The sequence below is a fragment of the Rhizobium sp. R635 genome (genome assembly GCF_002211285.1).
Classification (GTDB): domain Bacteria; phylum Pseudomonadota; class Alphaproteobacteria; order Rhizobiales; family Rhizobiaceae; genus Rhizobium.
Genome location: NZ_LOKX01000004.1, coordinates 73,224 through 97,176 on the forward strand (window position 1 = coordinate 73,224; position 23,953 = coordinate 97,176).

The 23,953-nt window shown below is 62.0% G+C and carries 22 protein-coding genes; 10 read left to right on the forward strand and 12 right to left on the reverse strand.

From position 1 onward, the window contains the following. Positions 1 to 9: 9 nt before the first annotated feature. From ATY78_RS05290 to ATY78_RS05305, 4 genes are all read right to left on the reverse strand, one after another. Complete coding sequence (locus ATY78_RS05290) at positions 10 to 798, reverse strand: ABC transporter permease (protein ID WP_088673195.1); 789 nt, start codon at positions 796 to 798, stop codon at positions 10 to 12. Continuing rightward, positions 795 to 1,688, reverse strand: a complete 894-nt coding sequence (locus ATY78_RS05295) for an ABC transporter permease subunit (RefSeq protein ID WP_088681293.1) — start codon at positions 1,686 to 1,688, stop codon at positions 795 to 797. Before ATY78_RS05295 ends, ATY78_RS05290 begins: the two co-directional genes overlap by 4 nt. 71 nt (positions 1,689 to 1,759) lie before the next feature. After that, positions 1,760 to 2,863 (reverse strand): ABC transporter substrate-binding protein, encoded by a 1,104-nt coding sequence (locus ATY78_RS05300; RefSeq protein ID WP_088681294.1) that lies wholly within the window; start codon positions 2,861 to 2,863, stop codon positions 1,760 to 1,762. A gap of 187 nt (positions 2,864 to 3,050) precedes the next feature. Further along, the gene (locus tag ATY78_RS05305) at positions 3,051 to 3,923 is read right to left on the reverse strand and encodes a MurR/RpiR family transcriptional regulator (protein WP_088681409.1); all 873 of its coding nucleotides are present in this window, start codon (positions 3,921 to 3,923) and stop codon (positions 3,051 to 3,053) included. A gap of 176 nt (positions 3,924 to 4,099) precedes the next feature. Here ATY78_RS05305 and ATY78_RS05310 point away from each other — a divergent pair, with 176 nt between their 5' ends. The 6 genes from ATY78_RS05310 (at position 4,100) to ATY78_RS05345 (ending at position 11,996) form a co-directional block, all read left to right on the forward strand. Continuing rightward, positions 4,100 to 4,870 carry an N-formylglutamate amidohydrolase gene (locus ATY78_RS05310; protein ID WP_088681295.1) on the forward strand — a complete coding sequence of 257 codons (771 nt, stop codon included), beginning with the start codon at positions 4,100 to 4,102 and terminating at the stop codon, positions 4,868 to 4,870. Positions 4,871 to 4,990: 120 nt separating this feature from the next. After that, positions 4,991 to 6,547, forward strand: coding sequence for an amino acid permease (locus ATY78_RS05315; RefSeq protein ID WP_190237396.1), 1,557 nt, complete (start codon positions 4,991 to 4,993; stop codon positions 6,545 to 6,547). Positions 6,548 to 6,694: 147 nt separating this feature from the next. Beyond that, positions 6,695 to 8,062: a glutamine synthetase family protein gene (locus ATY78_RS05320; protein WP_088681297.1), complete on the forward strand. Its 1,368-nt coding sequence runs from the start codon at positions 6,695 to 6,697 to the stop codon at positions 8,060 to 8,062. Positions 8,063 to 8,262: 200 nt separating this feature from the next. Continuing rightward, positions 8,263 to 9,648, forward strand: a complete 1,386-nt coding sequence (locus ATY78_RS05325) for an aldehyde dehydrogenase family protein (RefSeq protein WP_088681298.1) — start codon at positions 8,263 to 8,265, stop codon at positions 9,646 to 9,648. Next, positions 9,645 to 10,796 (forward strand): iron-containing alcohol dehydrogenase, encoded by a 1,152-nt coding sequence (locus ATY78_RS05330; RefSeq protein ID WP_088681299.1) that lies wholly within the window; start codon positions 9,645 to 9,647, stop codon positions 10,794 to 10,796. Before ATY78_RS05325 ends, ATY78_RS05330 begins: the two co-directional genes overlap by 4 nt. Before the next feature lie 501 nt (positions 10,797 to 11,297). Then, complete coding sequence (locus ATY78_RS05345; RefSeq protein ID WP_088681300.1) at positions 11,298 to 11,996, forward strand: ParA family protein; 699 nt, start codon at positions 11,298 to 11,300, stop codon at positions 11,994 to 11,996. Between the two features lie 59 nt (positions 11,997 to 12,055). On the opposite strand, the gene ATY78_RS05350 is transcribed toward ATY78_RS05345, so the two are convergent. The 4 genes from ATY78_RS05350 to ATY78_RS05365 all read right to left on the reverse strand — a co-directional run bounded on the left by ATY78_RS05350 (position 12,056) and on the right by ATY78_RS05365 (position 16,209). Beyond that, positions 12,056 to 12,811 (reverse strand): ABC transporter ATP-binding protein, encoded by a 756-nt coding sequence (locus tag ATY78_RS05350; protein WP_088681301.1) that lies wholly within the window; start codon positions 12,809 to 12,811, stop codon positions 12,056 to 12,058. 1 nt (position 12,812) lies between these two features. Continuing rightward, a complete protein-coding gene (locus tag ATY78_RS05355; RefSeq protein ID WP_088681302.1) occupies positions 12,813 to 13,652 on the reverse strand; it encodes an ABC transporter permease in 840 nt (279 codons plus the stop codon). Positions 13,653 to 13,673: 21 nt separating this feature from the next. Continuing rightward, positions 13,674 to 14,642 (reverse strand): aliphatic sulfonate ABC transporter substrate-binding protein, encoded by a 969-nt coding sequence (locus ATY78_RS05360; RefSeq protein ID WP_245313490.1) that lies wholly within the window; start codon positions 14,640 to 14,642, stop codon positions 13,674 to 13,676. A 166-nt stretch (positions 14,643 to 14,808) separates the two neighbouring features. Continuing rightward, positions 14,809 to 16,209, reverse strand: a complete 1,401-nt coding sequence (locus tag ATY78_RS05365; protein WP_088681304.1) for a L,D-transpeptidase — start codon at positions 16,207 to 16,209, stop codon at positions 14,809 to 14,811. Between the two features lie 255 nt (positions 16,210 to 16,464). Here ATY78_RS05365 and ATY78_RS05370 point away from each other — a divergent pair, with 255 nt between their 5' ends. The 3 genes from ATY78_RS05370 to ATY78_RS05380 all read left to right on the forward strand — a co-directional run bounded on the left by ATY78_RS05370 (position 16,465) and on the right by ATY78_RS05380 (position 18,133). Further along, positions 16,465 to 17,304 (forward strand): aldose 1-epimerase family protein, encoded by an 840-nt coding sequence (locus ATY78_RS05370; RefSeq protein WP_088681305.1) that lies wholly within the window; start codon positions 16,465 to 16,467, stop codon positions 17,302 to 17,304. Positions 17,305 to 17,376: 72 nt separating this feature from the next. Then, positions 17,377 to 17,715 (forward strand): TIGR01244 family sulfur transferase, encoded by a 339-nt coding sequence (locus ATY78_RS05375; RefSeq protein ID WP_088681306.1) that lies wholly within the window; start codon positions 17,377 to 17,379, stop codon positions 17,713 to 17,715. A 73-nt stretch (positions 17,716 to 17,788) separates the two neighbouring features. Further along, positions 17,789 to 18,133, forward strand: coding sequence for a RidA family protein (locus tag ATY78_RS05380; RefSeq protein ID WP_088681307.1), 345 nt, complete (start codon positions 17,789 to 17,791; stop codon positions 18,131 to 18,133). A gap of 40 nt (positions 18,134 to 18,173) precedes the next feature. Here ATY78_RS05380 and ATY78_RS05385 read toward each other — a convergent pair whose 3' ends face one another. Genes ATY78_RS05385 through ATY78_RS05400 form a run of 4 tightly spaced genes read right to left on the reverse strand, consistent with a single transcriptional unit; the run spans position 18,174 to position 22,967 of the window. After that, positions 18,174 to 19,832 carry a thiamine pyrophosphate-binding protein gene (locus tag ATY78_RS05385; RefSeq protein ID WP_088681308.1) on the reverse strand — a complete coding sequence of 553 codons (1,659 nt, stop codon included), beginning with the start codon at positions 19,830 to 19,832 and terminating at the stop codon, positions 18,174 to 18,176. After that, positions 19,829 to 21,031 carry a CaiB/BaiF CoA-transferase family protein gene (locus tag ATY78_RS05390; protein ID WP_088681309.1) on the reverse strand — a complete coding sequence of 401 codons (1,203 nt, stop codon included), beginning with the start codon at positions 21,029 to 21,031 and terminating at the stop codon, positions 19,829 to 19,831. The genes ATY78_RS05385 and ATY78_RS05390 overlap by 4 nt, the downstream gene beginning before the upstream one ends. A gap of 17 nt (positions 21,032 to 21,048) precedes the next feature. Continuing rightward, entirely contained in the window at positions 21,049 to 22,005 is a 957-nt protein-coding gene (locus tag ATY78_RS05395; protein WP_088681310.1) for a DMT family transporter, read from the reverse strand. Beyond that, positions 22,002 to 22,967 carry an alpha/beta hydrolase gene (locus ATY78_RS05400; protein ID WP_088681311.1) on the reverse strand — a complete coding sequence of 322 codons (966 nt, stop codon included), beginning with the start codon at positions 22,965 to 22,967 and terminating at the stop codon, positions 22,002 to 22,004. The genes ATY78_RS05395 and ATY78_RS05400 overlap by 4 nt, the downstream gene beginning before the upstream one ends. 158 nt (positions 22,968 to 23,125) lie before the next feature. On the opposite strand from ATY78_RS05400, the gene ATY78_RS05405 reads away from it, so the two are divergent. After that, entirely contained in the window at positions 23,126 to 23,866 is a 741-nt protein-coding gene (locus tag ATY78_RS05405) for a ribonuclease (protein WP_088681312.1), read from the forward strand. The last annotated feature ends 87 nt before the right edge of the window (positions 23,867 to 23,953 follow it).

Consider the following 23,953-nt stretch of genomic DNA (forward strand, 5'->3'; position numbering starts at 1 on the left):
CCGGTTACCTTAAGCCTTTGCCGGGCGGGCTTTGCCGAAGCGGGAAACGAGGTTGAGCAGGCCCATGCTGAGCCAGGTGATCGAGAAAGCGATGACGGCGAGCGCCGAAGGCTCATAGGCCTTGTTGGCGCCGACGAGCTGCAGATAGGGGCCGAAGGCCGGGCGGTTGAGCAGGGCGGCGAAGGTGAATTCGCCCATGACGATCGCCAGCGTGATGAAGGCGCCGGAGAGTACGCCGCTCATCACGTTCGGGAAGATGCAGCGGAACATGATGGTCGTCCAGCGGGCGCCGAGACTTTCGGCCGCTTCCGTCAGCGTGCGCACATCGATGGCGCGCATGGCGGTATCGACGGCGCGGTACATGTAGGGCAGGGACAGCGTGATATAGGAGAAGACCAGCAGGGCGTTGGTCCCTGTCGTCGACCCCGTCAGCGGCAGGTAGGACGAGGAATTGTACATTCTGAGGTAGCCGAAGACGATGACGATCGCCGGAATGACGAGCGGCAGCAGCGTGATGAACTCGACGACCGGGCGCATCTGCGGCAGGCGCAGGCGCACCCAATAGGCCGTCGGCACGACGAGCAGCATGCCGAAGACGATGGTGAGCAACGCCATCAGCATGGAGTAGCCGAAGGTCTCGCGGAACTGAGCGTCCGAGAAAACCGACTGATAGGCATCGAGGCTGTATTCGCCGCGGCGCATACGCAGCGAAAATTCGATGGTGCCGATCAGCGGGATGATGAAATAGGATGCGCCGAGAATGATGGCGATCCAGGCTCCGAGACGTTGTGTTTTCATTTCTGCCACCGCTCGGCGCGCATGCGCAGCATGAGGTAAAGGATATTGGACACGCCTGTGATGACGATCATGCCGAGCGCGATGGCGTAACCGAGGTTGGCATTGTGCAGGACGTCGCCGCGGATCTGCGCGTAGAGCAGGATCGGCACGATGTTCAGCGAACTGCCGGTCAGCGCGAAGGCAGTGGCGATGGCGCCGAAGGCGTTGGCGAAGAGCAGCAGGGTCGTGCCGAGCAGGCTCGGCCAGAGGATCGGCAGGGCGACCATCGTCCAATATTGACGGTTGGTGGCGCCGAGGATCTCAGAGGCTTCGCGCCATTCCTTCTTCATGCCGTCAAGCGCCGGCGTCAGGATCAGCACCATCAGCGGGATCTGGAAATACATGTAGGTGATGGTGAGGCCGAGGAAGGACAGCAGGTTGAAGCCGGTGCCATAGAGATTGAAGCCGAACCATTCCCGCAGGAAAACCGTCACGAGGCCGGTGCGGCCAAGCGTTGCGAGGAAGGCGAAGGCGAGCGGCACGCCGGCGAAATTCGAGGCGACGCCGGAGAAGGTCAGAAGCGTCGAGCGTACCGAGGCGGGCAGGCCGCCGAGCACGACGGCCCAGGCGAGAAAGAAGCCGATGAGTGCGCCGCCGAGAGCGGATGCCACCGAGACGCGGATACTGATCCAGTAAGCGCTCATGATCGATGGCGTAAAGAGATCGCCGATATTCTTCAGCGTAAAATTGCCCTCGGGCGTCAGGAACGCGCCCGCCACGAGATAAAGCGTGGGGATGATCAGGAACAGCAGAGAGAAAATAATGAAGGGCGCAATACCCAGCCAGTCGATCACACGGTCTTTGTTGATCAAGGGGGTGCTGCCCACCATCGGCGTTGAAACGGTACTCATGAAAAGCTCATCCTGGGGCGTCGGAGTGAGAAAACCTCCCCGCCTTTGGGGCGGGGAGGCCGGATTGGATGTTACTTGACGTTGGCGCCGACGACGGAATCCCAGTTCTTGGTGATGGCTTCCTTGCCGGCAGCCTGTTCTTCGAGCGTCGGGAAGACAGCCTTTTCATAGGCTGCTGCCGGCGGCAGCTTGTCGAGCAGGTCCTTCGGGATCTTGTTGTTCTTGGCAAGATCGTTGAAGCGGATCGGGTGGCAATAGCCCTTCAGCCAGCCGAGCTGACCTTCGTCCGAATAGAGGTATTCCATCCAGAGCTTGGCAGCGTTCGGGTGCGGAGCGAAGGCGGAAATCGCCTGGACGTAAACGCCGGCGACGACGCCTGTCTTCGGAACGACGACTTCGAACGGAGGATTGCCCTTCAGGCCTTCACCCCAGGAAAGGGCGTTGTAGTCCCAGGCGACGATGATCGGCGTGGAGCCCTGCGCGAAGGGAGCAGCCTTGCCGACGACAGGCACGAAGTTGCCGGCCTTGTTGAGTTCGGCGAAGAACTTCAGGCCTTCTTCGCCTGCCTTGGCGGCGTCACCGCCGGATGCGGAAAGACCGGCGGCATAGACGCCCTGAACGGCCTGGTTGGCGGTGCGCGGATCACCTGCCAAAGCGACGCTGTTTGCGTAGTCGCCCTTCTTCAGGTCGGCCCAGTCAGCCGGCGATTCCTTGACGAGATCCTTGTTCACGAGGAACGAGAGAACGCCGTAATAGTCGCCGTACCAGTAGCCTTCGGCATCCTTGGCGGTATCCGGGATCGAATCCCAGGTCGATACCTTGTAAGGCTGGATCAGGCCGTCCTTCTTGGCGGACGGGCCGAAGGAGAGGCCGACGTCGATGACATCGGGAGCCTGCGGGCCGGTGTTGCCCTTGTTGGCCTTGATGGCTTCGATTTCGTCGCCCGAGCCGGCATCCGGGTTCAGTTCGTTGACTTCGAGGCCATACTTGGCCTTGAAGCCGGCAATGACTTCGCCATAGCCGCACCAGTCATGCGGCAGAGCGATCGTGGTCAGCGTGCCTTCCTTCTTGGCGGCGGCGATCAGTTCCGCGCTCGGTTCTGCGGCGGCGATCGCGGTCGAAGCCACGATCATCGCAGTAGAAAGCGACAGCAGTCGAGAAATGTTAGAGATCACTGTTGTTCTCCTTCGGGTTTCAGTGTCTGGCGATGCTGTTAATCAGCTTACATGAAGCTTGTGTGACGGTTGGATGACGTTAATTTTGCCGGAATAGCAGGCGCTTGTGACAGATGTTTCATTTGCGACGGCATCGTTCACTTTCGCCAAGCCCGCTATTGTTTTTCCTCTCTTTGATCTTGTCCTCCTAACCCGGTTTGCGGAAAAGCTTGGTCTGCTCGAACAAGCCCTCAAGCGTCTTCATGCGCTCCTTCGTCTCGTCCCAGGTCGAATTCTGGACGGCCTCGATCAGAGCCTCGACGATGAAAAGGGTGACGACCGACGAATCCCAGGCCGACGGCGCTTCGATGCGGACGCGGAAAGCGTGCCGCGCAAGTTTGGCGGCCGGCGAGTTCCACTGATCGGTGAAGACGACGATTTCGGCGCCGCGCTTGCGGGCGGCGGTGGCAAGGCTCACCATTTCCTGCTCATAACGACGGATGTCGAAGATGATCAGGATGTCGCCGGCATTCATGTTGAGAACATATTGCGGCCAGCTGCTGGAGTTCGACGAGAGCAGGGTCGTTGCCGGCCGGATGACCTGCATATGCGTGAAGAAATACTCGGCCAGCGCGCCGGTGATGCGGCCGCCGACGAAATAGAGGCCGCGCTTGCGGTCCGACAGCAGCGAGGCGACGCTGTCAAAGGTCGCGGTGTCGAGATCGGTCAGCGTCTGGCGCAGATTGCCCATGATGGCATCGGCGAAGCGGTTGAGGATATGGGTTCCCGGGGCATTCTGCGCCCAGCGATCGTGCTTGGCAATCGGGTTGGAAATCGTCGCCTCGACTTCCAGATGCAGGTGCGCCTGAAAATCCGGATAGCCTTTGAAACCGAGCTTCTGCACCATGCGCACGACGGTCGGGGTGGACACGCCGGCATTCTCGGCGATGGTGGTAATGCTGCCGAGGCCGGACACTGGATAATTGTCGAGAAGGCTCTCAGCCAGTTGCTTTTCGGCGCGCGTCAACAGCCCGAAATGCGAATGTATGACGTCCGAAACCGTCTTTGACGCAACTGTCACCAATTTTGCTCCCCGGGATGGTCTAGCGCCACTTTCCCAACCAAAGTTAACAACGCTGTCATAATCCATGTCAACTGCTGTCATGAAAAGAAATTTTCAGTGGCCGCTTGACACTCGTCGAAACCTGAAGAATTCTTTTCTTATAAATATTTTATTAAGGGATAGGAGTGGCGCCATTGGTGCTGGCCCGGCCGAAAATCCTCAGCGAAGCGGACGGCGATTGCGTCGGGATCGAGCGCATCGAAGGCCGGAGCCCGGTATTGCTCGTCTGCGAGCATGCGTCGAAAACGCTTCCTGCCACCTTCGGCGACCTCGGCCTGCCCAGCGAAGCGCTGTCGAGCCATATCGCCTGGGATCCGGGCGCGCTCGCCGTTGCCCGCGGCATATCGCAAGCACTCGACGCAACGCTCGTCTACCAGCGCTTCTCCCGGCTCATCTACGACTGCAACCGGCCGCCCAGTTCACCGGGCGCCATGCCGGAGACCAGCGAGGTCTATGCCATTCCCGGCAACAAGGATTTGAGTGCCGGGGAACGCCTGGCGCGCACCGATGCGCTTTACGTGCCCTTCCACGACGCCATTCGCGGGCTGATCCGCGATCGGCGGGCGAGGGGGCAGGATACCGTCATCGTGACGATGCACAGCTTCACGCCGATCTATCACGGCCGGCAACGCGCCGTCGAACTCGGCATACTGCACGACGAAGACAGCCGGCTTGCCGACCGCATGCTGGACGCTGCGGCCGACGCGCCGCTTTACAGGACTGAACGCAACCAGCCTTACGGGCCGGAGGATGGCGTGACCCACACGCTGATCCTGCACGGGCTTTCGAACGGCTTGCGCAATGTGATGATCGAGGTCCGCAACGACCTCATCGCAGACGATGGCGGCCAAGGGGTCATGGCCGACTATCTGACAGGACTTCTCCAGCACAGCCTGGAATCCTGAATAAAAAAGAAGACCCGAGGGAGCAGTTAATCTGCGGACGTCCGCATGGCGAAAATGCCGCGGGCAATTGGCACTGGACCGGCCCGCAATTCCGCGGCCGGTCGTGAACAGGGGGAAGTCATGTCGGACTATACCGAACTTGATAAGAAGCAGGATGTGCACATCCTGCATTCGATGGGCTATGCCCAGGAACTCGAACGGCGAATGAGTTCGTTCTCGAACTTCGCCGTATCATTCTCCATCATCTGCATCCTCTCCGGCGGCATCAATTCGCTGGCGCAGGCGACTTCGGGCGCCGGCGGAGCGGCGATCGGCATCGGCTGGCCTGTGGGATGCTTCATCTCGCTCGTCTTTGCCGTCGCCATGGCGCAGATCAGCTCCGCCTATCCGACGGCCGGCGGCCTCTATCACTGGGGCTCGATCCTCGGCAACCGCTTCACCGGCTGGCTGACCGCCTGGTTCAACCTGCTCGGTCTCGTCACCGTGCTCGGCGCCATCAACGTCGGCACCTATTATTTCTTCATGGGTTCCTTCGGCACCACCTATCTCGGGCTGACTGACACGACGACGGTGCGCATCCTGTTCCTGGTGATCATCACCGGCGCGCAGGCGCTGGTGAACCACATGGGTATCGGCTTGACCGCGAAGCTGACCGATTTTTCGGGCTATCTGATCTTCGCAAGCTCGATCGCGCTCGCGGTCGTCTGCCTGCTCGCAGCCCCCTCCTACGAGTTCGGCCGCCTCTTCACCTTCGCTAATTATTCCGGCGAAGTCGGCGGCAACGTCTGGCCGTCCACCTCGGGCACCTGGGTCTTCCTGCTCGGCCTTCTGCTGCCGATCTACACGATCACCGGCTACGACGCTTCGGCGCATACGTCGGAAGAAACCGTCAAGGCCGCCGAGTCGGTGCCGCGCGGCATGGTCGCTTCGGTCCTGTGGTCGGCGCTTTTCGGCTATATCATGCTGTGCGCCTTCGTGCTCATGCTGCCGAACATGGACGATGCGGCAAAACAGGGCTGGAACGTGTTCTTCTGGGCGATGGACAGCCAGGTGAACCCGATCGTCAAGGACATCCTCTATCTGGCGATCCTCGTCAGCCAGTGGCTGTGCGGCCTTGCAACCGTCACCTCGGTCTCCCGCATGATCTTCGCCTTCTCGCGTGACGGCGGCCTGCCGGCCTCCAAGGCGCTGTCGAAGGTCAGCCCGCAGTACCGCACCCCGGTGGCTGCGATCTGGACCGGCTCGATCCTGTCGGTGCTGTTCGTCTGGGGCTCCTCGCTGGTTACGATCGGCGACACGCCGGTTTACACGATCGTCGTCTCGTGCACGGTCATCTTCCTGTTCTTCTCCTTCGCGATCCCGATCACGCTCGGCCTCTTCGCCTGGGGCACGTCGAAGTGGGACAAGATGGGGCCGTGGAACCTCGGCGAAGGGATCTTCAAGCTCTTTGCCGTGCTGACGATCATCGCGATGGTCCTGATCTTCATTCTCGGCATCCAGCCGCCGAACGAATGGGCGCTCTACATCACCGTCGGTTTCCTCGTGGTCACCGCAATCGTCTGGTTCGGCTTCGAGAGCCGGCGCTTCAAGGGGCCGCCGATCGGCGCCGATGTGGCAAAACGCCAGGCCGAGATCGCAGCGGCCGAAGCAGCCGTCGGCGAAAGCGGCGAACGCTAAGGCATCGGGGCTTCCCTCTCCAATGGCGGGGCCGCATCCTGCGGCCCCATCACCGGTTCAACGAAAAGGCATCAGGCCATCATCCGGCCGAGCGCATGCGATTTCGTTGCCCCGATCTTCTCAATTCCAATTTCAGGCGGATCAATCATGAGCAGCAGCTACACAATCGACGATCTCAGGAAGGATGTTGCCGAGGGGCGCATCGATACGGTTCTGGCCTGCCAGGTGGACATGCAGGGCCGGCTGATGGGCAAGCGTTTCCAGGCGGAATATTTCGTCGAAAGCGCCTGGAAGGAAACGCACAGCTGCAACTACCTGCAAGCCACCGACATGGAGATGGAGACCGTCTCCGGCTACAAGGCGACGAGCTGGGAGAAGGGCTACGGCGACTACACGATGAAGCCGGATCTTGCGACGCTGCGCCGCATTCCCTGGCTCGAGGGCACGGCGCTCGTGCTCTGCGACGTGCTCGACCATCACACCCATGAAGAGGTCGCCCATTCGCCGCGCGCGATCCTGAAGAAGCAGGTGAAGCGCCTCGAAGACATGGGCATGAAGGCCTATATGGCCTCCGAGCTGGAATTCTTCCTGTTCGACCAGAGCTATGAGGCGGCGCATACCGCGGGCTACCGCAACCTCAAGCTCGCCAGCGCCTATAACGAGGACTATCACATCTTCCAGACCACGAAGGAAGAAGAGGTGATGCGGGCGATCCGCACCGGGCTGCAGGGCGCGGGCATTCCGGTCGAGAACTCCAAGGGCGAGGCGTCCGCCGGCCAGGAGGAGATCAACGTGCGTTATGCCGATGCGCTCGCCATGGCCGACCGGCACGCGATCATCAAGAACGGCTGCAAGGAGATCGCCTGGTCGAAGGGCAAGGCCATCACCTTCCTCGCCAAGTGGAACTACAATGCCGCCGGCAGTTCCTCGCATATCCATCAGTCGCTCTGGAGCCTCGAGGAAAAGCCGCTGTTCTTCGATCACACCGGCAAATACGGCATGTCGCCGCTGATGCACAATTACATCGCCGGGCTTCTCGCCCATGCGAGCGAGATCACCTATTTCCTGGCGCCCTACATCAATTCCTACAAGCGCTTCATGGCCGGCACCTTCGCGCCGACCAAGGCGATCTGGAGCAAGGACAACCGCACTGCCGGCTATCGCCTCTGCGGCGAGGAGACCAAGGGAATCCGTATCGAATGCCGCGTCGGCGGCTCCGATCTCAATCCCTATCTCGCCTTTGCCGCGCTGCTTGCCGCCGGTATCGACGGCATCGAGAACAAGCTGGAGCTCGAAGCTCCCTTCGTCGGTGACGCCTATGGCGGCAAGGACATTCGCGAAATCCCGCGCACGCTGCGCGCGGCAACGACTGAAATGACGGAATCGGCAATGCTGCGCAAAGCCTTCGGCGACGACGTCATCGACCATTACACCCGTGCTGCCGAATGGGAGCAGGAAGAATACGACCGCCGCATCACCGATTGGGAAGTGGCGCGCGGGTTCGAAAGAGCTTAATAGCATTTTGCGGGTTTGCCCCTCACCCTAACCCTCTCCCCGCTTGCGGGGAGAGGGGACGTGCCCTGCGAGATGTTGGCGAGGAACGGAGAGGTCGCGGCCATCCCCCTTCGCCCCGCTTGCGGGGAGAAGGTGCCGGCAGGCGGATAAGGGGCCGTCGCCCACCTGAATTTTGAATGATACGAGGACAGGAAACGATCATGGCAATGATCCAATGCATTTCACCGGTCGACGGATCGGTTTACGCGGAGCGCGCGGCACTTTCGCTCGACGCCGCCAAGGACGTGGTGGCGCGCGCCTGCAAGGCGCAGAAGGCCTGGGCGAAACGGCCGCTTGAAGAGCGTGTCCAGCTTGTCCTGAAGGGCGCCGCACGACTGAACGAGATGTCCGATGTCGTCGTGCCGGAGCTTGCCTGGCAGATGGGCCGGCCGATCAAATACGGCGGCGAATACAAGGGCTTCAACGAGCGCTCCAACTATGTCGCCTCGATTGCGGCGGATGCGCTGGCGCCTGTCGTCGTCGAGGAGAGCGACCGTTTCGAGCGCCGCATCGAGCGCGAAGCGCATGGCGTCGTCTTCGTCGTCGCACCTTGGAACTATCCCTACATGACGGCGATCAACACGATCGCGCCGGCGCTGATGGCCGGCAATACGGTGGTGCTGAAACATGCCTCGCAGACGCTGCTCGTCGGCGAACGGCTGGTGCAGGCCTTTATCGAGGCCGGCGTTCCCGAGGATGTGTTCCAGAACGTCTTCCTCGACCATGAGACCACGTCGGCGCTGATTGCCGCCGGCAGCTTCAATTTCGTCAACTTCACCGGATCGGTCGAAGGCGGCCGCTCGATGGAGCGGGCCGCTGCCGGCACCTTCACCGGCCTTGGCCTCGAACTCGGCGGCAAGGATCCGGGTTATGTCATGGAAGACGCCGATCTCGATGCTGCCGTCGATACGCTGATGGACGGCGCCACTTATAATTCCGGCCAGTGCTGCTGCGGCATCGAGCGCATCTATGTGCATGAATCGCTCTATGACGCCTTCGTCGAGAAATCGGTTGCCTGGGTTTCGAATTACAAGCTCGGCAATCCGCTCGATCCGGAAACTTCGCTCGGGCCGATGGCGAACAAGCGTTTCGCCAAGGTGGTGCGCGAGCAGATCGCCGATGCGGTCGCGAAGGGCGCCAAGGCGCTCGTCGACCCCAAGCTTTTCCCCCAGGATGACGGCGGTGCCTATCTCGCGCCTGAGGTTCTCGTCGATGTCGACCATTCCATGGCCTTCATGCGCGAGGAGACTTTCGGTCCGGCCGTCGGCATCATGAAGGTGAAGAGCGACGAGGAGGCACTCGCCCTGATGAACGACAGCCAGTACGGGCTGACCGCCTCGCTCTGGACCAAGGATGTCGAGCGGGCGGCGCGGCTTGGCCGCGAGATCGAGACCGGCACCGTCTTCATGAACCGCGCCGACTATCTCGATCCGGCGCTCTGCTGGACCGGTGTCAAGGAGACCGGCCGTGGCGGCTCGCTGTCGATCATCGGTTTCCAGAATCTGACTCGCCCGAAATCCTTCCACCTGAAGAAAGTCACAGCATGAGCAGCAACATCACCGCAAATTGGAGCTATCCGACATCGGTCAAGCTCGGCCGGGGCCGCATCAAGGAACTGGCGGACGCCTGCAAGAGCCTCGGCATCAAAAAGCCGCTGCTCGTCACCGACCGCGGCCTCGCCTCGATGGCGATCACCAAGAATGCGCTCGATATCCTCGAAGATGCCGGCCTTGGCCGGGCGATCTTCGCCGATGTCGATCCGAACCCGAACGAGAAGAACCTCGAAGCCGGCGTCAAGGCTTTCAAGGACGGCGGTCATGACGGCGTCGTCGCCTTCGGCGGCGGCTCAGGCCTCGATCTCGGCAAGTGCGTCGCCTTCATGGCCGGCCAGACGCGGCCGGTCTGGGACTTCGAAGACATCGGCGACTGGTGGACGCGCGCGAGCCTCGATGGTATCGCGCCGATCGTCGCCGTGCCGACAACGGCCGGCACCGGCTCGGAGGTCGGGCGCGCCAGCGTCATCACCAATTCCGAAACGCATGTGAAGAAGATCATCTTCCATCCGAAGTTCCTGCCCGGCGTCGTCATCTCCGATCCGGAACTGACGGTCGGCATGCCGAAGATCATCACCGCCGGCACCGGCATGGATGCCTTCGCCCATTGCCTGGAAGCCTATTCCTCGCCCTTCTATCACCCGATGTCGGCCGGCATCGCGCTCGAAGGCATGCGGCTCGTCAAGGAATTCCTGCCGCGCGCCTATCGGGAGGGCACCGATCTCGAAGCCCGCGCCAACATGATGGCTGCCGCCGCCATGGGCGCGGTCGCCTTCCAGAAGGGCCTCGGCGCCATCCATGCGCTGTCGCACCCGATCGGCGCCGTCTACAACACCCATCACGGCATGACCAATGCGGTTGTCATGCCGGCGGTGCTGCGCTTCAACCGCGCCGCGATCGAGGAGAAGATCGGCCGGGCGGCCGCCTATCTCGGCATTTCGGGCGGTTTCGACGGCTTCTACGATTATGTGCTGAAGCTCCGCTCCGAGCTCGGCGTGCCGGATACGCTGACGGCGATGGGAATTGCACCCGACCGCATCGACGAATTGTCGGCCATGGCGATCGAAGATCCGAGTGCGGGCGGCAACCCGGTGGCGATGACGCTCGAAAACACCAAGGCGCTGTTCAGGGATTGCTTCTGAAAGCTTGAGGCGGACCTTCAAACTGGCCCGGAAGCCATTGGCTCTCCGGGCTTTTTTGTATCGGCGGCATCCCTAGAGCCTTTCCGGGTTAGATTGCAGCATTCTGCCGAAGCAGGTTTTCGTCAGGGCAAAGGCGATTGGCGAAGGGCATACCTCTTGGTACGTCCGAGCCGATCGCCTTTGATCCTGGCGGAAACATGCCCGGCCCTTCGGGTTGGCTGAAACGGGCCGGCTGATCGACCGGCCGGCTTGGCCGTAGATCTGGGCTACGACGTGCGCCGGCCGGTCGACCATCCGACTCCGTTTGAGCCAACAGAATGCTGCAATCTAACCCGGAAAGGCTCTAGTTTTAGGGATGTGAAAAATACCGACTGCAATTTCGCCGCGCGCGTTTTGATTTTGTTAACCATGATTGGAAAGGATGGGTTAACCGCACGATGCTCCGACGGTGCGTAAAAAGAGCGATTCCGGCTCGCGCCATTTTTCCTCCGAGGACCGAACATGCCAGTCATTACTTTCGCAAACACCAAGGGCGGCGCCGGCAAGACGACCGCAGTTCTGCTGCTCGCGACCGAGCTTGCCCGCAAGGGTTATCGCGTCACCATTCTCGATGCCGATCCGCAGCACTGGATTTCACGCTGGCATGAGATCTCCGGCGATGTGCCCAATATTTCGGTGATCGATTTCGTGACTACCGCCTCGCTGCCGCAGCATATCAGCGAGAACAAGCACAATACCGACTATTTCATCGTCGACCTGCCGGGCGCGCGCAACCCGCTGCTCGCTACCGCCGTCGGCCTTTCCGACCACGTGCTGATCCCGATCCAGGGCTGTGCGATGGATGCGCGGGGCGGGGCGCAGGTGCTCGAACTGCTGCAGTATCTGGACGAGAAGGCGGGCATCAAGATCGGCCATTCGGTGGTGCTGACCCGCGTCAACTCGATGGTGACGACGCGGGCGCTGCAACTCGTCAAGTCGCTGCTCAGCGAGCGGCACGTGCCGGTGCTGGACACCGCGATCATCGAACGCTCGGCTTTCCGCGACATCTTCGACTGTGGCGGCACGCTGCACACGATCGACCCGACACGCGTCAGCAATCTCGACAAGGCGCGTGAGAACGCCACCTGTTTCGCCGAGGAAATGATGCGCAAGCTGCCGGTCAGGCTGACGGCCTCGGCCCGGATGGCGACGGCAGCCTGACAGTTTTCCGCTTTCTCCAATGAAATGCGTCCGGTTTGTCCCGTGACGCATTTCGTCTTTCAGGCGCTTGCGGAGCGCCCACCCTCATTGAGGGAGTAGGCCAGAAGGTCGGACAGGCGTCTTTTGACTGAGGCCAGTTCGTCCGACATGCGATTGCGTTGCCGCGGCAAGCCTATATCGACCACTTCGAGAATGCGCCCTGGCCAGGGGCGCATCACGACCACCCGATCCGCCAGAAACGCCGCCTCTTCGATATCGTGGGTGACGAGCAGCATCGTCGTGGCATTCACACGCCAGAGATCGATCAAATGATCTTGCAGTTCGACACGCGTCATCGCATCGAGCGCGGAGAAGGGTTCGTCCAGCAAAAGCACGGCCGGCTTCGTCACGAGGGCGCGCGCCAAGGCCACACGCTGAGCCTGCCCGCCGGACAGCTCTTTGATCCAGCGTTTCTCGTAGCCGCGAAGGCCGATCTTCTCCAGGGCCGCCGATACCTGCTCGTCGCGTTCGCTGCCTGAGAGATGGCGCAGGCCGAAACCGATATTGTCGGCGACCGTCAGCCAGGGAAAGAGGCGAGGCTCCTGGAAAACGATATTCACCAGCGGGTCCGGCTCCGTCAGCCGCCGTCCCTTGAGGCTGATTTCGCCCTGCGTGGGCGCTTCCAGGCCAGACAACAGCCTCAGTAGAGTGCTTTTGCCGCAGCCCGACCCGCCAATGACCGCGACCAGTTCGCCCTTTCCGATATTCAGGGAAAAGTCTTGCAACGCGTGCGTTCCGTTGGGATAGATCTTGGATAGAGAGCTTATATCGAGCATGTCAGATCCCGCTCGTATGGCTGTCGCGCCAGCGCAGGAACGGCGTGCTTGCAATCAGGAGCAGGCTGTCGGTCGCTTTGCCGACGACGGCGAAGATCAAGATGGCAGCCAGAATCTGATCCGGTTTCCCGAGCTGCTGACCATCCACCAGAAGATAACCCAGGCCCTCCGACGCGCCCATGAACTCCGCTGCAACGACGAACATCCAACCGAGACCGAGGCCGGCGCGCAGCGCCAGGACAAAATCCGGAAGAACCGCCGGCAGCAGGATCAAGCGAATGAGTTCGAACCCCGAAAGCCGGAAGACGCGGCCGACGTCGACGATGCGCCGGTCGACGCCGATGACGGCGCCGTAGACCCCGAGATAGACCGGGAAGAAGACGCCGACGGCGATCAAGGTGACTTTAGAGGCCTCGAAGATGCCGAACCACAGGATGAACAGCGGCACCCAGGCGATCGACGGAATGGCTCTGAGCGCCTGCAGCGTCGGGTCGAGCAGGCGTGCGAGCAGCCTGGAATAGCCGGTCAGCGCCCCGAGCGCCGTTCCAGCCAACGAGCCGAAGGCAAATCCGATTGCTACTCTGCGCAGCGTCGCGCCGACATGCGTCGTCAGATCGCCCGATGCCGCGAGTGCATAGACCGTATGGAGGATTTTCGAAGGCGGGGGCATCAAACGGCCTCCGACCAGCCCGGTGCGGACCAGGATCTCCCAGGTGGCAAACAACGCGACTGGAAATAGGATGCCGACGATCGGATGACTGAAAGGCAAAACCCGGCGTGGCCGGGTTTCCCTTGCTGTTTCGGTATTGCGCCATGACAGCGCGATGTCGACCAACGACATGAGAATGGGTTTCCTATCGCGTTACTGGCCGAGGGCGGCGGAGGCGTAGTTGGGATCGATCAGGGCCGATACCGCCTTGGAAACATCGACATCCGCTTTGATGACATCGGCCTTTTGCAAAGCGAGGCCTGCGGCTTCGATCGTCTCGCGCTGCGCATCGCCAATCACGGAATAGCCGAGATTCGTGCGCTCCAACTGGCGATCGATCACGGTCTCGGGCAGCTTGGTGGCGGTGACGAGCGCGGCTTTGAGCTTGGCCGGATCTTTCAAGGCTTCTGCGCGTGCCTTTTCGTAGGAAGCAAGCACGCGCTTGACGAGATCGGGATGGGCAGCGGCAAACTCCTCACGCACGTTGAGAACGCCCCAACTGTTGTTTTCCGGCTTGCGATAAAAGAGCACGTCGCCATCTTCGATCTCGGCGGAAGCCATGATCGGATCGAGGCCGGCCCAGGCGTCGACGTCGCCGCGCTTCAGCGCAAGGCGGCCGTCGGCATGCTGGAGCAGAACAAGCGAAACATCCTTTTCCGTGAGGCCAGCATCGGCAAGCGCCCGCACCAGGAAAATATGCGGATCGGTGCCGCGCGTTACGGCGATGGATTTGCCCTTGAGGTCCTCGACCTTGGCAATACCGGTATCCCTACGCGTGACGAGTGCGGTCCATTCCGGACGGGAATAGACATAGACGGATTTGATCGGGTTGCCGTTGATGCGGCCGATCAATGCCGCCGCACCCGCGGTCGAGCCGAAGTCGAGGGAGCCGGCATTCAGGAATTCCAGCGCCTTGTTGGAGCCGGCGGACTGGACCCAGGTGATTTTGATTCCGTCCTTTTCGAATTCCTTTTCCAGGATACGTTCATCCTTCAGGATGAGGCTGACCGGGTTGTACGTCGCCCAGTCCACCCGAATTTCCGAGATATCGGCAGCCTGCGCCATCCCGACTGCGAACAAACCCGTCAAAGCGCTCAACGCCAAACGAACAAACGATTTCATGGGACCTCCAAAGTGTTATGGAGGAAAATCTACAGATTTAATAGCTTTTGGCGTGCTCTCAGGTTCCAAACTTTGGGAGAGGAGAAGCAAATTTGAACTGCCGTCGTGGGCGGCGCTAGATTGTTGTGTCAAATGGCGGGCGGCGCCGATCCCGCCCGCGTCTTCGTCAATCCACGAATTCGACCGTCACCCCCGGCTTGACCATCTTGGCAAGCTCGGTCGCGTCCCAGTTGGTCAGGCGGATGCAGCCGTGGCTCTGGGTGCGGCCGATCTTCGAAGGCTCGGGCGTTCCGTGGATGCCGTAGGTCGGCTTGGAGAGCGCCATCCAGACGGTGCCGACCGGGCCGTTCGGGCCTGGGGGGATGTTGAGGATCTTGTCGTTGGCGCCCTGTTGGAAATTGATCTTCGGGTTGTAGGTATAGCCGGGATTGAGGGCGACGCGCTCGACGGTCACCGTGCCGGACGGGGAGGGCGTGTCGTTGGAGCCGATCGAGGCCGGATAGGCTGCGAGCAGATTGCCGGCGCTGTCATAGGCGAAGACCTGCTTGCGGCCCTTGTCGGCGATGATGCGGGCAACTTCGCCTGTTTTCGCTTCGCCGGGATTGACGACCTTGATCACCGTGCCGGGAACGCTGAAATCGGCGCCGGGGTTCATCTCCTTGAGGAAGGCTTCATCCATGTGGAAACGCTCGGCCAGCATTTCGGTGGTCGAGGTATAGGCGAGCGACGGCAGCAGAGCCTTATGCGAATAGTCTTCCGGGATTTCTGCGACGAAGGGGCCGGCGGCGTCGGCGGGCGTGATCGTATAGCTGACGACCGGCAGGCCGCCGTTCATGCGCAGCTCTTCGAGAATGGCGTCGGTGTCGTTGGGGTCGAGCTTCGATCCGGTCATCTGGTCGTAGGCATAGATCCCCTTGGTGACGTTCGAGCCCATATGGCCGTCGATGACGCCGGGAGAGATGCCGGCGCGGTCGAGGAAGACCTGCAGCGCAACGATCTCGGGCTTCGACTTGTTCTTCAGCGTGATCACGGGCTCTTCGGGTGCGGCCTTCGGCGCATCGGCGGGCGGGATCTGCTGATCGGGGTCGATCGAGGCATAGTCGTCGCCAGGCTGCGGATTGCCGATGCTGTTATCCTCGGGATAGGGCTGCTCGCCGAGCGGCTGGCGCTCAATCACCGCATCGCGCGGGATGCCGCCGGTTACGGGGCCGCGCTCGGAATAACGCGTATCGCCATAGCCGTTGTCATCGGCATAATAGGGATCGTTGCCGTATTGGCCGTTATCGACCTCGCGCGAGCCGGGGCGCGGCGGATAATAGCCGCGGGCGCGCATCTCGGTGGCGACGATATTGCCGTAGGCGTCGATCAGCACGCGGTTGCCGCTGCGATCGCGGGCATAGGCAAAGCCTGATGGGATATAGTCGAGGATTTCGCCGTTCGGCGTGACCAGCACGATGTCGCCCTGGCGCCGATCGCGGAACTGCTGCGCGCCTGCCTCGGGCGCTGCGGCGGCAAAGGCTGCCAGCACGGCCACAACGGAAAATGCCGTCTTCAAAAAGCGATTCACGTCTCACACCTCGAACAGTGACTGGGCAGACACACACCCGTCAATTTTGACGCTAGTGTGGAATTTATGAAACCGTGCTGAACAAAATATGAAAATCACTAAGATTTCCTTTTACTCATAAACGTTTGCGTCTCCGCGTCAGTTCCGCAAAATCCATGGTTGCGGCAGAAACACAAGACGGGAACGGCGCCGATTGACGAAGAGCGGTGGGAAACCTAACCCTACGCCGCCGATAATTCCCTAAGGAGACCCGAGATGATCGAATTTGCCGCCGCAAGCGGGCCGCGCCTGATGCTGGACGAAACATCGGTGCTGGATATCGGCGGATGCATCGTCGAAGGCGTGGATATCGCGCCGAAGCGGGCCATTCCCGACGATGGCGATCCGCGAATCGATCACTCGCTCGAAGGTTTCCTCTTCACCTGCGGGCCTGACCATATCCGCCATCGCCAGCCGATCCCCGGCCGGGCCGACGGCAAAGTCTATCCGCTGCACGGATCGGCCTCCGGCCATGCAGCCAAGGTGCTGTGGACGAAATTCGAGAACGGCAATGCCGAATGCCGCGCCGATATCGACATCGTGACCGTCGAGGGACTGCCGCAGCGCATCGAGCGGCTGTGGCGGATCGATGGAGCGACCGGCGAGGTGCGGCTCGAGGACCGGGTCGTCAACACCAGCGACCAGACGGTGCCGACCTTCCTGATGTATCATATGAACACTGGCGGCAAATGGCTGGACGAGGGCACGCGCCTGGAAGGCCGGATGCTGGAGAATGGCGGCTTTCCCTGGACCTTCGGCGAAGAGCCGGGCGGCATCTTCTGCGTTCATGCGCCGGCGACGGAGGAGGGCTTTGCGGAAGTCAGGCTCGGTCCGATCGCCGCGATCGGCGGCAGGACGCTGCGCGTGCGTTTCCGCGCCGATACGCTGCCCTATCTGCAGATCTGGCGGAACCAGAAGGCGCCGGCCCATATCATCGGCATCGAGCCGGTTTCGCATCGCTGGGTGTTGCGTGACGAGCTCGAGGCGGCCGGCGAGTTCAACATGCTGGCGCCCGGCGAGAGCCGCAGCTATGCGCTGACCTTTGCCTTCGTGTAAGCGAAGTGTTGTTGACGCTTGCCGGGCTACCGTCGTAGACCTTCAGCCCACGATTTATGAGGAGACAAGACGATGGATATTCGCCAGATCGACGATGAATATTCGGTTTCGGGTCAGATCACGCTCGAAGACCTCGATGAGATCAAGGCGCTGGGCTTCAAATCGATCGTCTGCCACCGCCCCGATCATGAAAGCCCGGACCAGACGTCGTTTTCCGCCATCGAGGCGCGCGCCAAAGAGCTCGGTCTCGATATCGCCCATGTGCCTGTTGGACCGATGGGCGTGACGGAGGAAGCGGTGCAGGGCATGGTCGATGCGCTCGACGAATTCCCGCGGCCGATGCTCGGCTATTGCCGCTCCGGCGCCCGCTCGACGGCGATCTACCAGAAGACGCATCATATCCGCAGCTGAGCCCCGTTCCGGGCGCTGATTTCCCGGCGCTGCGCCTTGGCGCCGCGCCCTTTCATTCACCAAGGAGACTATAATGAGCATTAAGCGTATCGACGTCGGCGCGCGCATGAGCGGCGCCGTCATTCACGGCAACACGATCTATCTCGCAGGCCAGGTCGGCGAAGGCGAAAGCGTCACCGATCAGTGCAAGTCTGCGCTTGCCGAGGTCGACCGTCTGCTTGCCGCTTCCGGCAGCAACAAGTCGAAGATCCTGCAGACCCTCGTCTATCTCTCCGACATTGCTTATTTCGGCGAAATGAACGCAGCCTGGGAAGCCTGGATCGACCCGGCAAACCCGCCGGCCCGCGCCACCAGCGAAGCCAAGCTCGCTGCGCCGAAGTACAAGGTCGAATTCATCGTCACGGCCGCGCTCGACTAAGGTCGCACAGATTTAAGATTGCTTGAAGCCGGTGAGTCTCTCACCGGCTTTTTGTTTGCGCGATTTCCGAGAGCGTCCGGGTCGGCGTGATCGCTTCCGGATCGAGCTTCACCTCGATGATTGCCGGCTTGCCGCTCGCTCGCGCCCGCTCGAAGGCGGGGGCGAATTCCTCCGTGCTTTCCACCGTTTCGCCGTGGCCGCCATAGGCGCGGGCAAGGGCTGCGAAATCGGGATTGGTCAGATCGGTGCTGCTGACGCGGCCGGGATATTCGCGCTCCTGATGCATGCGGATCGTGCCGTACATGCCGTTGTTGACGACGATCGCGATGAGCGGCAGGTCGTAGCGGATGGCGGTGGCGAATTCCTGGCCGTGCATCAGAAAGCAGCCGTCGCCGGCAAAGCAGATGACCTCGCGCTCGGGAAAGAGCCGCTTGGCGGCCACCGCGGCCGGCAAGCCGTAACCCATCGAGCCGGAGGTCGGGGCGGCCTGCGTGTCGAAACGGCGGAAACGATGGAAGCGGTGCAGCCAGGTGGCGTAGTTGCCGGCGCCGTTGGTGAAGATCGTGTCCGGCCCGGTATTGGCCTCCAGCCATTCCATGATCGGTCCCATGTGGACGGCGCCCGGGCCGGTCGCCGGCGGCTTCGACCAGGAAAGATAGGCCTGGTGCATGCGCCGGGTGCGCTCTGCCCAGTGCGGCTCGGCCGGGGCTTCCAGATCGGCGAGTGCGGCGACGAAATCGGCAGGGGCTGCGCAGATAGGAAGATCCGGACGGTAGATGCGGCCGAGCTCGGAAGCGTCGGGATAGATATGGACCAGCGATTGCTGAGGGTAGGGGATATCGATCAGCGTGTAGGAGGAAGACGGCATCTCGGACATGCGGGCGCCGAGCAGGATCAGCAGGTCGCTCTCCTTGATCTCCTTGGCCAGCGCGGGATTGATGCCGATCCCGACATCGCCGGCATAACAAGGGTGGAGATGGTCGAACAGCATCTGCCGGCGGAAGGAGCAGCCGACGGGCAGCTGGAAGCGTTCGGCGAAGGCCTGGAAATCGGCAACCGCATCGGCATCCCATCGCGTGCCGCCGAGGATCACCATCGGCCGCTCGGCCTTCAGGAGGCGCAGATAGAGATCGTCGATCTGCCTGCGGCCGGGATGGGCTTCGACGCTGGCGTAGCGCCTGGCGCGCGGCGCTTCCACCTCGTCGCGCAGCATGTCCTCCGGCAGCGTCAGCACGACGGGGCCGGGGCGACCCGATGTGGCAATCGCAAAAGCGCGGGTGACGAATTCGGGAATGCGGGCGGCATCGTCGATCTCGCCCACCCATTTGGCGAATTCGGTGAAGGCGCGGCGGAACTCGACCTCCTGGAAGGCCTCTCGTTCACGCGCCTCCCGCTGCACCTGGCCGATGAAGAGGATCATCGGGATCGAATCCTGCTTGGCGATGTGCAGGCCGGCGGAGGCATTGGTGGCTCCGGGGCCGCGGGTCACCATGCAGATGCCGGGTTCGCCGGTCAGCCGGCCCCAGCAATCCGCCATCATCGCAGCACCGCCTTCCTGGCGGCAGACGAGAACGTCGATATCGCTGTCGCGCAGGGCGTCGAGGACGGCGAGGAAGCTTTCTCCCGGCACACAGGAGAGGCGTTTGACGCCGTTCGCCTTCAGCGCCTCGACGATCAGTGCCCCGCCGCTCTTCTTCATGACGATGCCTTCCTCTCGCTCTCTTCGAGTTCCGCCAGAATTTCTTCGTTATGTTCGCCGAGGCGCGGGCTCGGCCTGACATAGTGCAACGGCGTCTCGGACAGAACGATCGGCGTCCGGACACCTGGGATGATCGTGCCGGCGGCATCGGCAAGATCGATGCGCAGGCCGCGGGACTGCACCTGCGGATCGGCGAACATCTCTTCGATCGTGTTGATCGCGCCAGCGGGAACCGCATTCTCCTCGCAGGCCTTCAGGAGATCCGCCTTCTGCCATTTCAGCGTCTCGGTGGAGATGAGGCGGCGCACCTCGCCGCGATTGGCGACGCGGGCCTTGTTGGTGGAAAAACGCTCGTCATCGGCGATCGTCTCCAGGCCGAGGATGGTGGTGAGGCGGCGGAACTGGCCATCGTTTCCGACGGCGAGGATGAGATAACCGTCGGCTGCCGGCACGACCTCATAGGGCGAGATATTGGGATGGGCGTTGCCCAGGCGGGTGGGTGCGGCGCCGGAGATCAGATAGTTCATGTTCTGATTGGCGAGCACGGCCGACTGCACGTCGAGCAGGGACATGTCGATCAACTGGCCTTCGCCCGATTTCAGCGCGTGGATCAGCGCGGCCTCGATCGCCGAGACGGCATAGATGCCGGTGAAGATATCGGCGATCGCCACCCCCGCTTTCATCGGCTGGCCGCCCGGCTCGCCTGTGATCGACATGAAGCCGGACATGCCCTGGACGATGTAGTCGTAGCCGGCGAGGCTGGCATAGGGGCCGGTCTGGCCGAAGCCGGTGATCGAGCAATAGACGAGCTTCGGGTTCACCCTCCGCAGGCTGTCGTAATCGAGCCCGTATTTGACGAGGCCGCCGAGCTTGAAATTCTCGATCACCACGTCGGCGGTGGCGACGAGGCGGCGGACGAGATCCTGATCCTCCTCGCTCTTCAGGTCGGCGGTAATGGAGCGCTTGCCGCGATTGGCGGCGTGGTAATAGGCGGCCGAGAGGTTTTCGCCGTCCGCCCCTTCGACGAAGGGCGGACCCCATTGGCGCGTATCGTCGCCGCCGTCGGGATTTTCGACCTTGATGACATCGGCGCCGAGATCGGCAAGCATCTGCCCCGCCCAGGGGCCGGCGAGCACACGGGCAAGCTCGATCACCCTGATGCCGGCGAGCGGCGGCTTTTTGGTCGTGGTCTCCGTCATGTTCCTCCCGGCAATCTCTACGGCGCCAGCGTCACCTCAGATGTATCGGATACGGGCTTTGAAGCAAAGCGGCGCTCGCGCCACAGGATATAGAGGCCCGACGCCATGATGATAACGATGCCGAGCCATTTGATCGCATTCGGGAAGTCGCCGAAAACCAGCCAGGCGAAGATCGTCGCCGAGACGATCTCGAAATATTGCAGCGGCGCCAGCGTCGAGGCCGGGGCGGCGCGATAGGCATAGACGCCAAAGATGCCGGCGATTGCGGCCATGGCGCCGACGCCGGCGACGTAGAACCAAGCGCTGCCCACGGGCATGACGGGGTCGAAGAGATCGGAGCCGCTTCCGTTGCCGATAAAAAGCAGGAGCGCGCAGAAGACGAGACCCCAGATACCCATCTGGAACTGCATCGCCCAGGGATCTTCCCTATGCGAGAGGACGCGGGTCATCAGGACGAAGATTGCGATGCAGAGTGCGCTGACGACGGGCAGGAGCGCGATGTAGCCGACCTCCTCGAAACTCGGCTGGATGATCAGCATCGCCCCGAAGAAGCCGACGCCGCAGGCCGTATAGCGCCGCCAGCCGATGGTTTCCTTCAGGAAAATGCCGCCAAGGATCGTCACCATGATCGGCTCGACGAAGAAAATCGCAATCGCGTCGGCGACCGCCATGTATTTCAGCGTGGTGACGAAAGAGATCATCGAGATGGTGATGATCGCGCCGCGGATGGCATGGAACAGGCTTTGGCGCCAGGAGAAATCGGCAAAACTGCGCCGCCATAGCACGATCGGCAGCATGCAGAGCGCCTGCACGACGAAGCGGCCGGCAGTGACCTCGGCGGAGGGGACGGTGACGACGGCAAGCTTGGCGAAAATATCGATGAGCGGCGAGAACATCACCGAAAGAAACATCAGCGCGAGTCCCGTCGTCACCTCGGAGGTGGGCGAAGCGGGGCGGGCGGTCGTGCTGCTCATGATGGAATCCCTATTGCCCAGGATTTGGCCGTTTGCGATCCGGCGGTGGTTTCGTCGCACCAGTCCGCGAAAGCTGCGGTTGCCGCCTCCGCGCCGATCTCGTTCAGCGTTTCGTGCCGCATATCCTGATATATCACGGTGCTGATACGGGAGAAGCCGTGGCCTTTCAAATGGTTTGACAACCAGAGAATGGCTTTTCCACGTTCCGTTGCCGGGTCCTCTCCGCCGCCAACGAGATGGATCGGCATGTCGCGCGCCAGCCGGTCGAGGCGGACCTTCTGCGGGGCGCGGAAGGTCAGCTCGAAGACGTCGAGCCAGAGGGAGACCGAGGCGTCGAAGCCGCAGAGCGGATCGGCGACATATTTGTCGACTTCATGGGGAAGACGCGACAGCCAGTCGAACTCGGTGCGGCGGCCGGGAATCGATTTGCCCCAGGCGCCGAAGGTGAGTTTCGGCAGAAGTCCGCTCGGCACGTCGGAGCCCTTCAGCATGCGCTCGGCCAGCAGGATTGCCTGGGCGGCGCGGCCGGCAAGCCCGACGGCGAAATTCGAGTTCCAGACGGCGACGGCGTCGAAGTCGCCCGGAGCCGTGACCGCGGCATTGAGGGCAATGAGGCCGCCCATCGAATGGCCGAAGAGGATCACCGGCAGGCCCGGATGACGGGAGGTTGCGTGGGCGCGCATGGCGATGACGTCGCCGATCACCCTTTCGACGCCGCCGCGCCGGGCGAAGCGGCCGATCGGCGCGTCGGGCGCCGTCGTCTCGCCATGACCGCGATGATCATGGGCGTAGACGTGATAGCCGCGCGCGGCCATCGTCTCGGCAAAGACGCGGTAGCGCTTCGAATGTTCGGCGAGCCCATGCGATATCAACAGGATGCCGCGCGCCGGCGCGGCAGCCTCGGCATGGTGATAGGCGAGCGACGCCTCCGGCAAGGCCAGCCTTTGCGTATCTGAAAACATGCGGATCCTCCCTGTTGCAAGAGACCAGATCGGCCAGTAAATGCAACATCAGCGTTTGATTTATCCGATAACAATTTTACGGCCTTGCTGCGATTCAGGGTTGCGGGCTTTCATGCTTCGTGCTTATTTGTTCCTGTATTGTTCTTTTGGGGGTTGAAATGATCAGCATGCAGTTGCGTTCCCTGGCGTTTGCCGTGTCGATGGTTCTTGCCGGCGCCGCCACGGCGCAGGAGGGCGGCGGGCGCACCCGCTTCATTCTGGCTGCGAGCTGGCAGCCCGCCTTCTGCCAGACCAACCAGAAGAAAGCCGAATGTGCGAGCCAGACCGGTGAGCGTCCTGATGCGACGAACTTCTCGCTGCACGGGCTCTGGCCGATGAAGCAGGACTACTGCGGCGTGAGCGACGACCAGAAAAGCGTGGACAAGGACGGCGACTGGAACAAGCTGCCGGCGGTGACGCTGGCGTCCGAGACGCAAGCCGCCCTCGCAAAAGCGATGCCCGGCACGCAATCCGGCCTGGACCGGCATGAATGGGTCAAGCACGGCACTTGCACGAAGATGAGTGCGGAAGATTATTTCGGCGTCAGCATGCATCTGCTGACCGCGCTCAATGCCTCGGCGGTGCGCGATCTCTTTGCCGCCAATATCGGCAAGACGGTCAAGGCCGAGGCGATCAAGGCGGCTTTCGATAAGAGCTTCGGCCCGGGGGCCGGCGACCGCGTCAAGATGAGCTGCCGCCGGGCCGGCAATGTCAGGATGATCAGCGAGCTGACGATCGGGCTTTCCCAGGACGCGGGGACGGCATCGGCAAAAACCGCGGCGCTCGGTGATCTGATCCAGGGAGCGGGAAAAACCTCGTTCGGCTGCAATGAGGGCGTCGTCGACGCTGCGGGCTTCTGACCGGAAATCCTGCGTAAACCGGGTTTCGGCGTTGCCCGCAGGCGCTGTTTCGCCTACATAGCGGCACAATCGAAGTTTCCCGCCCGG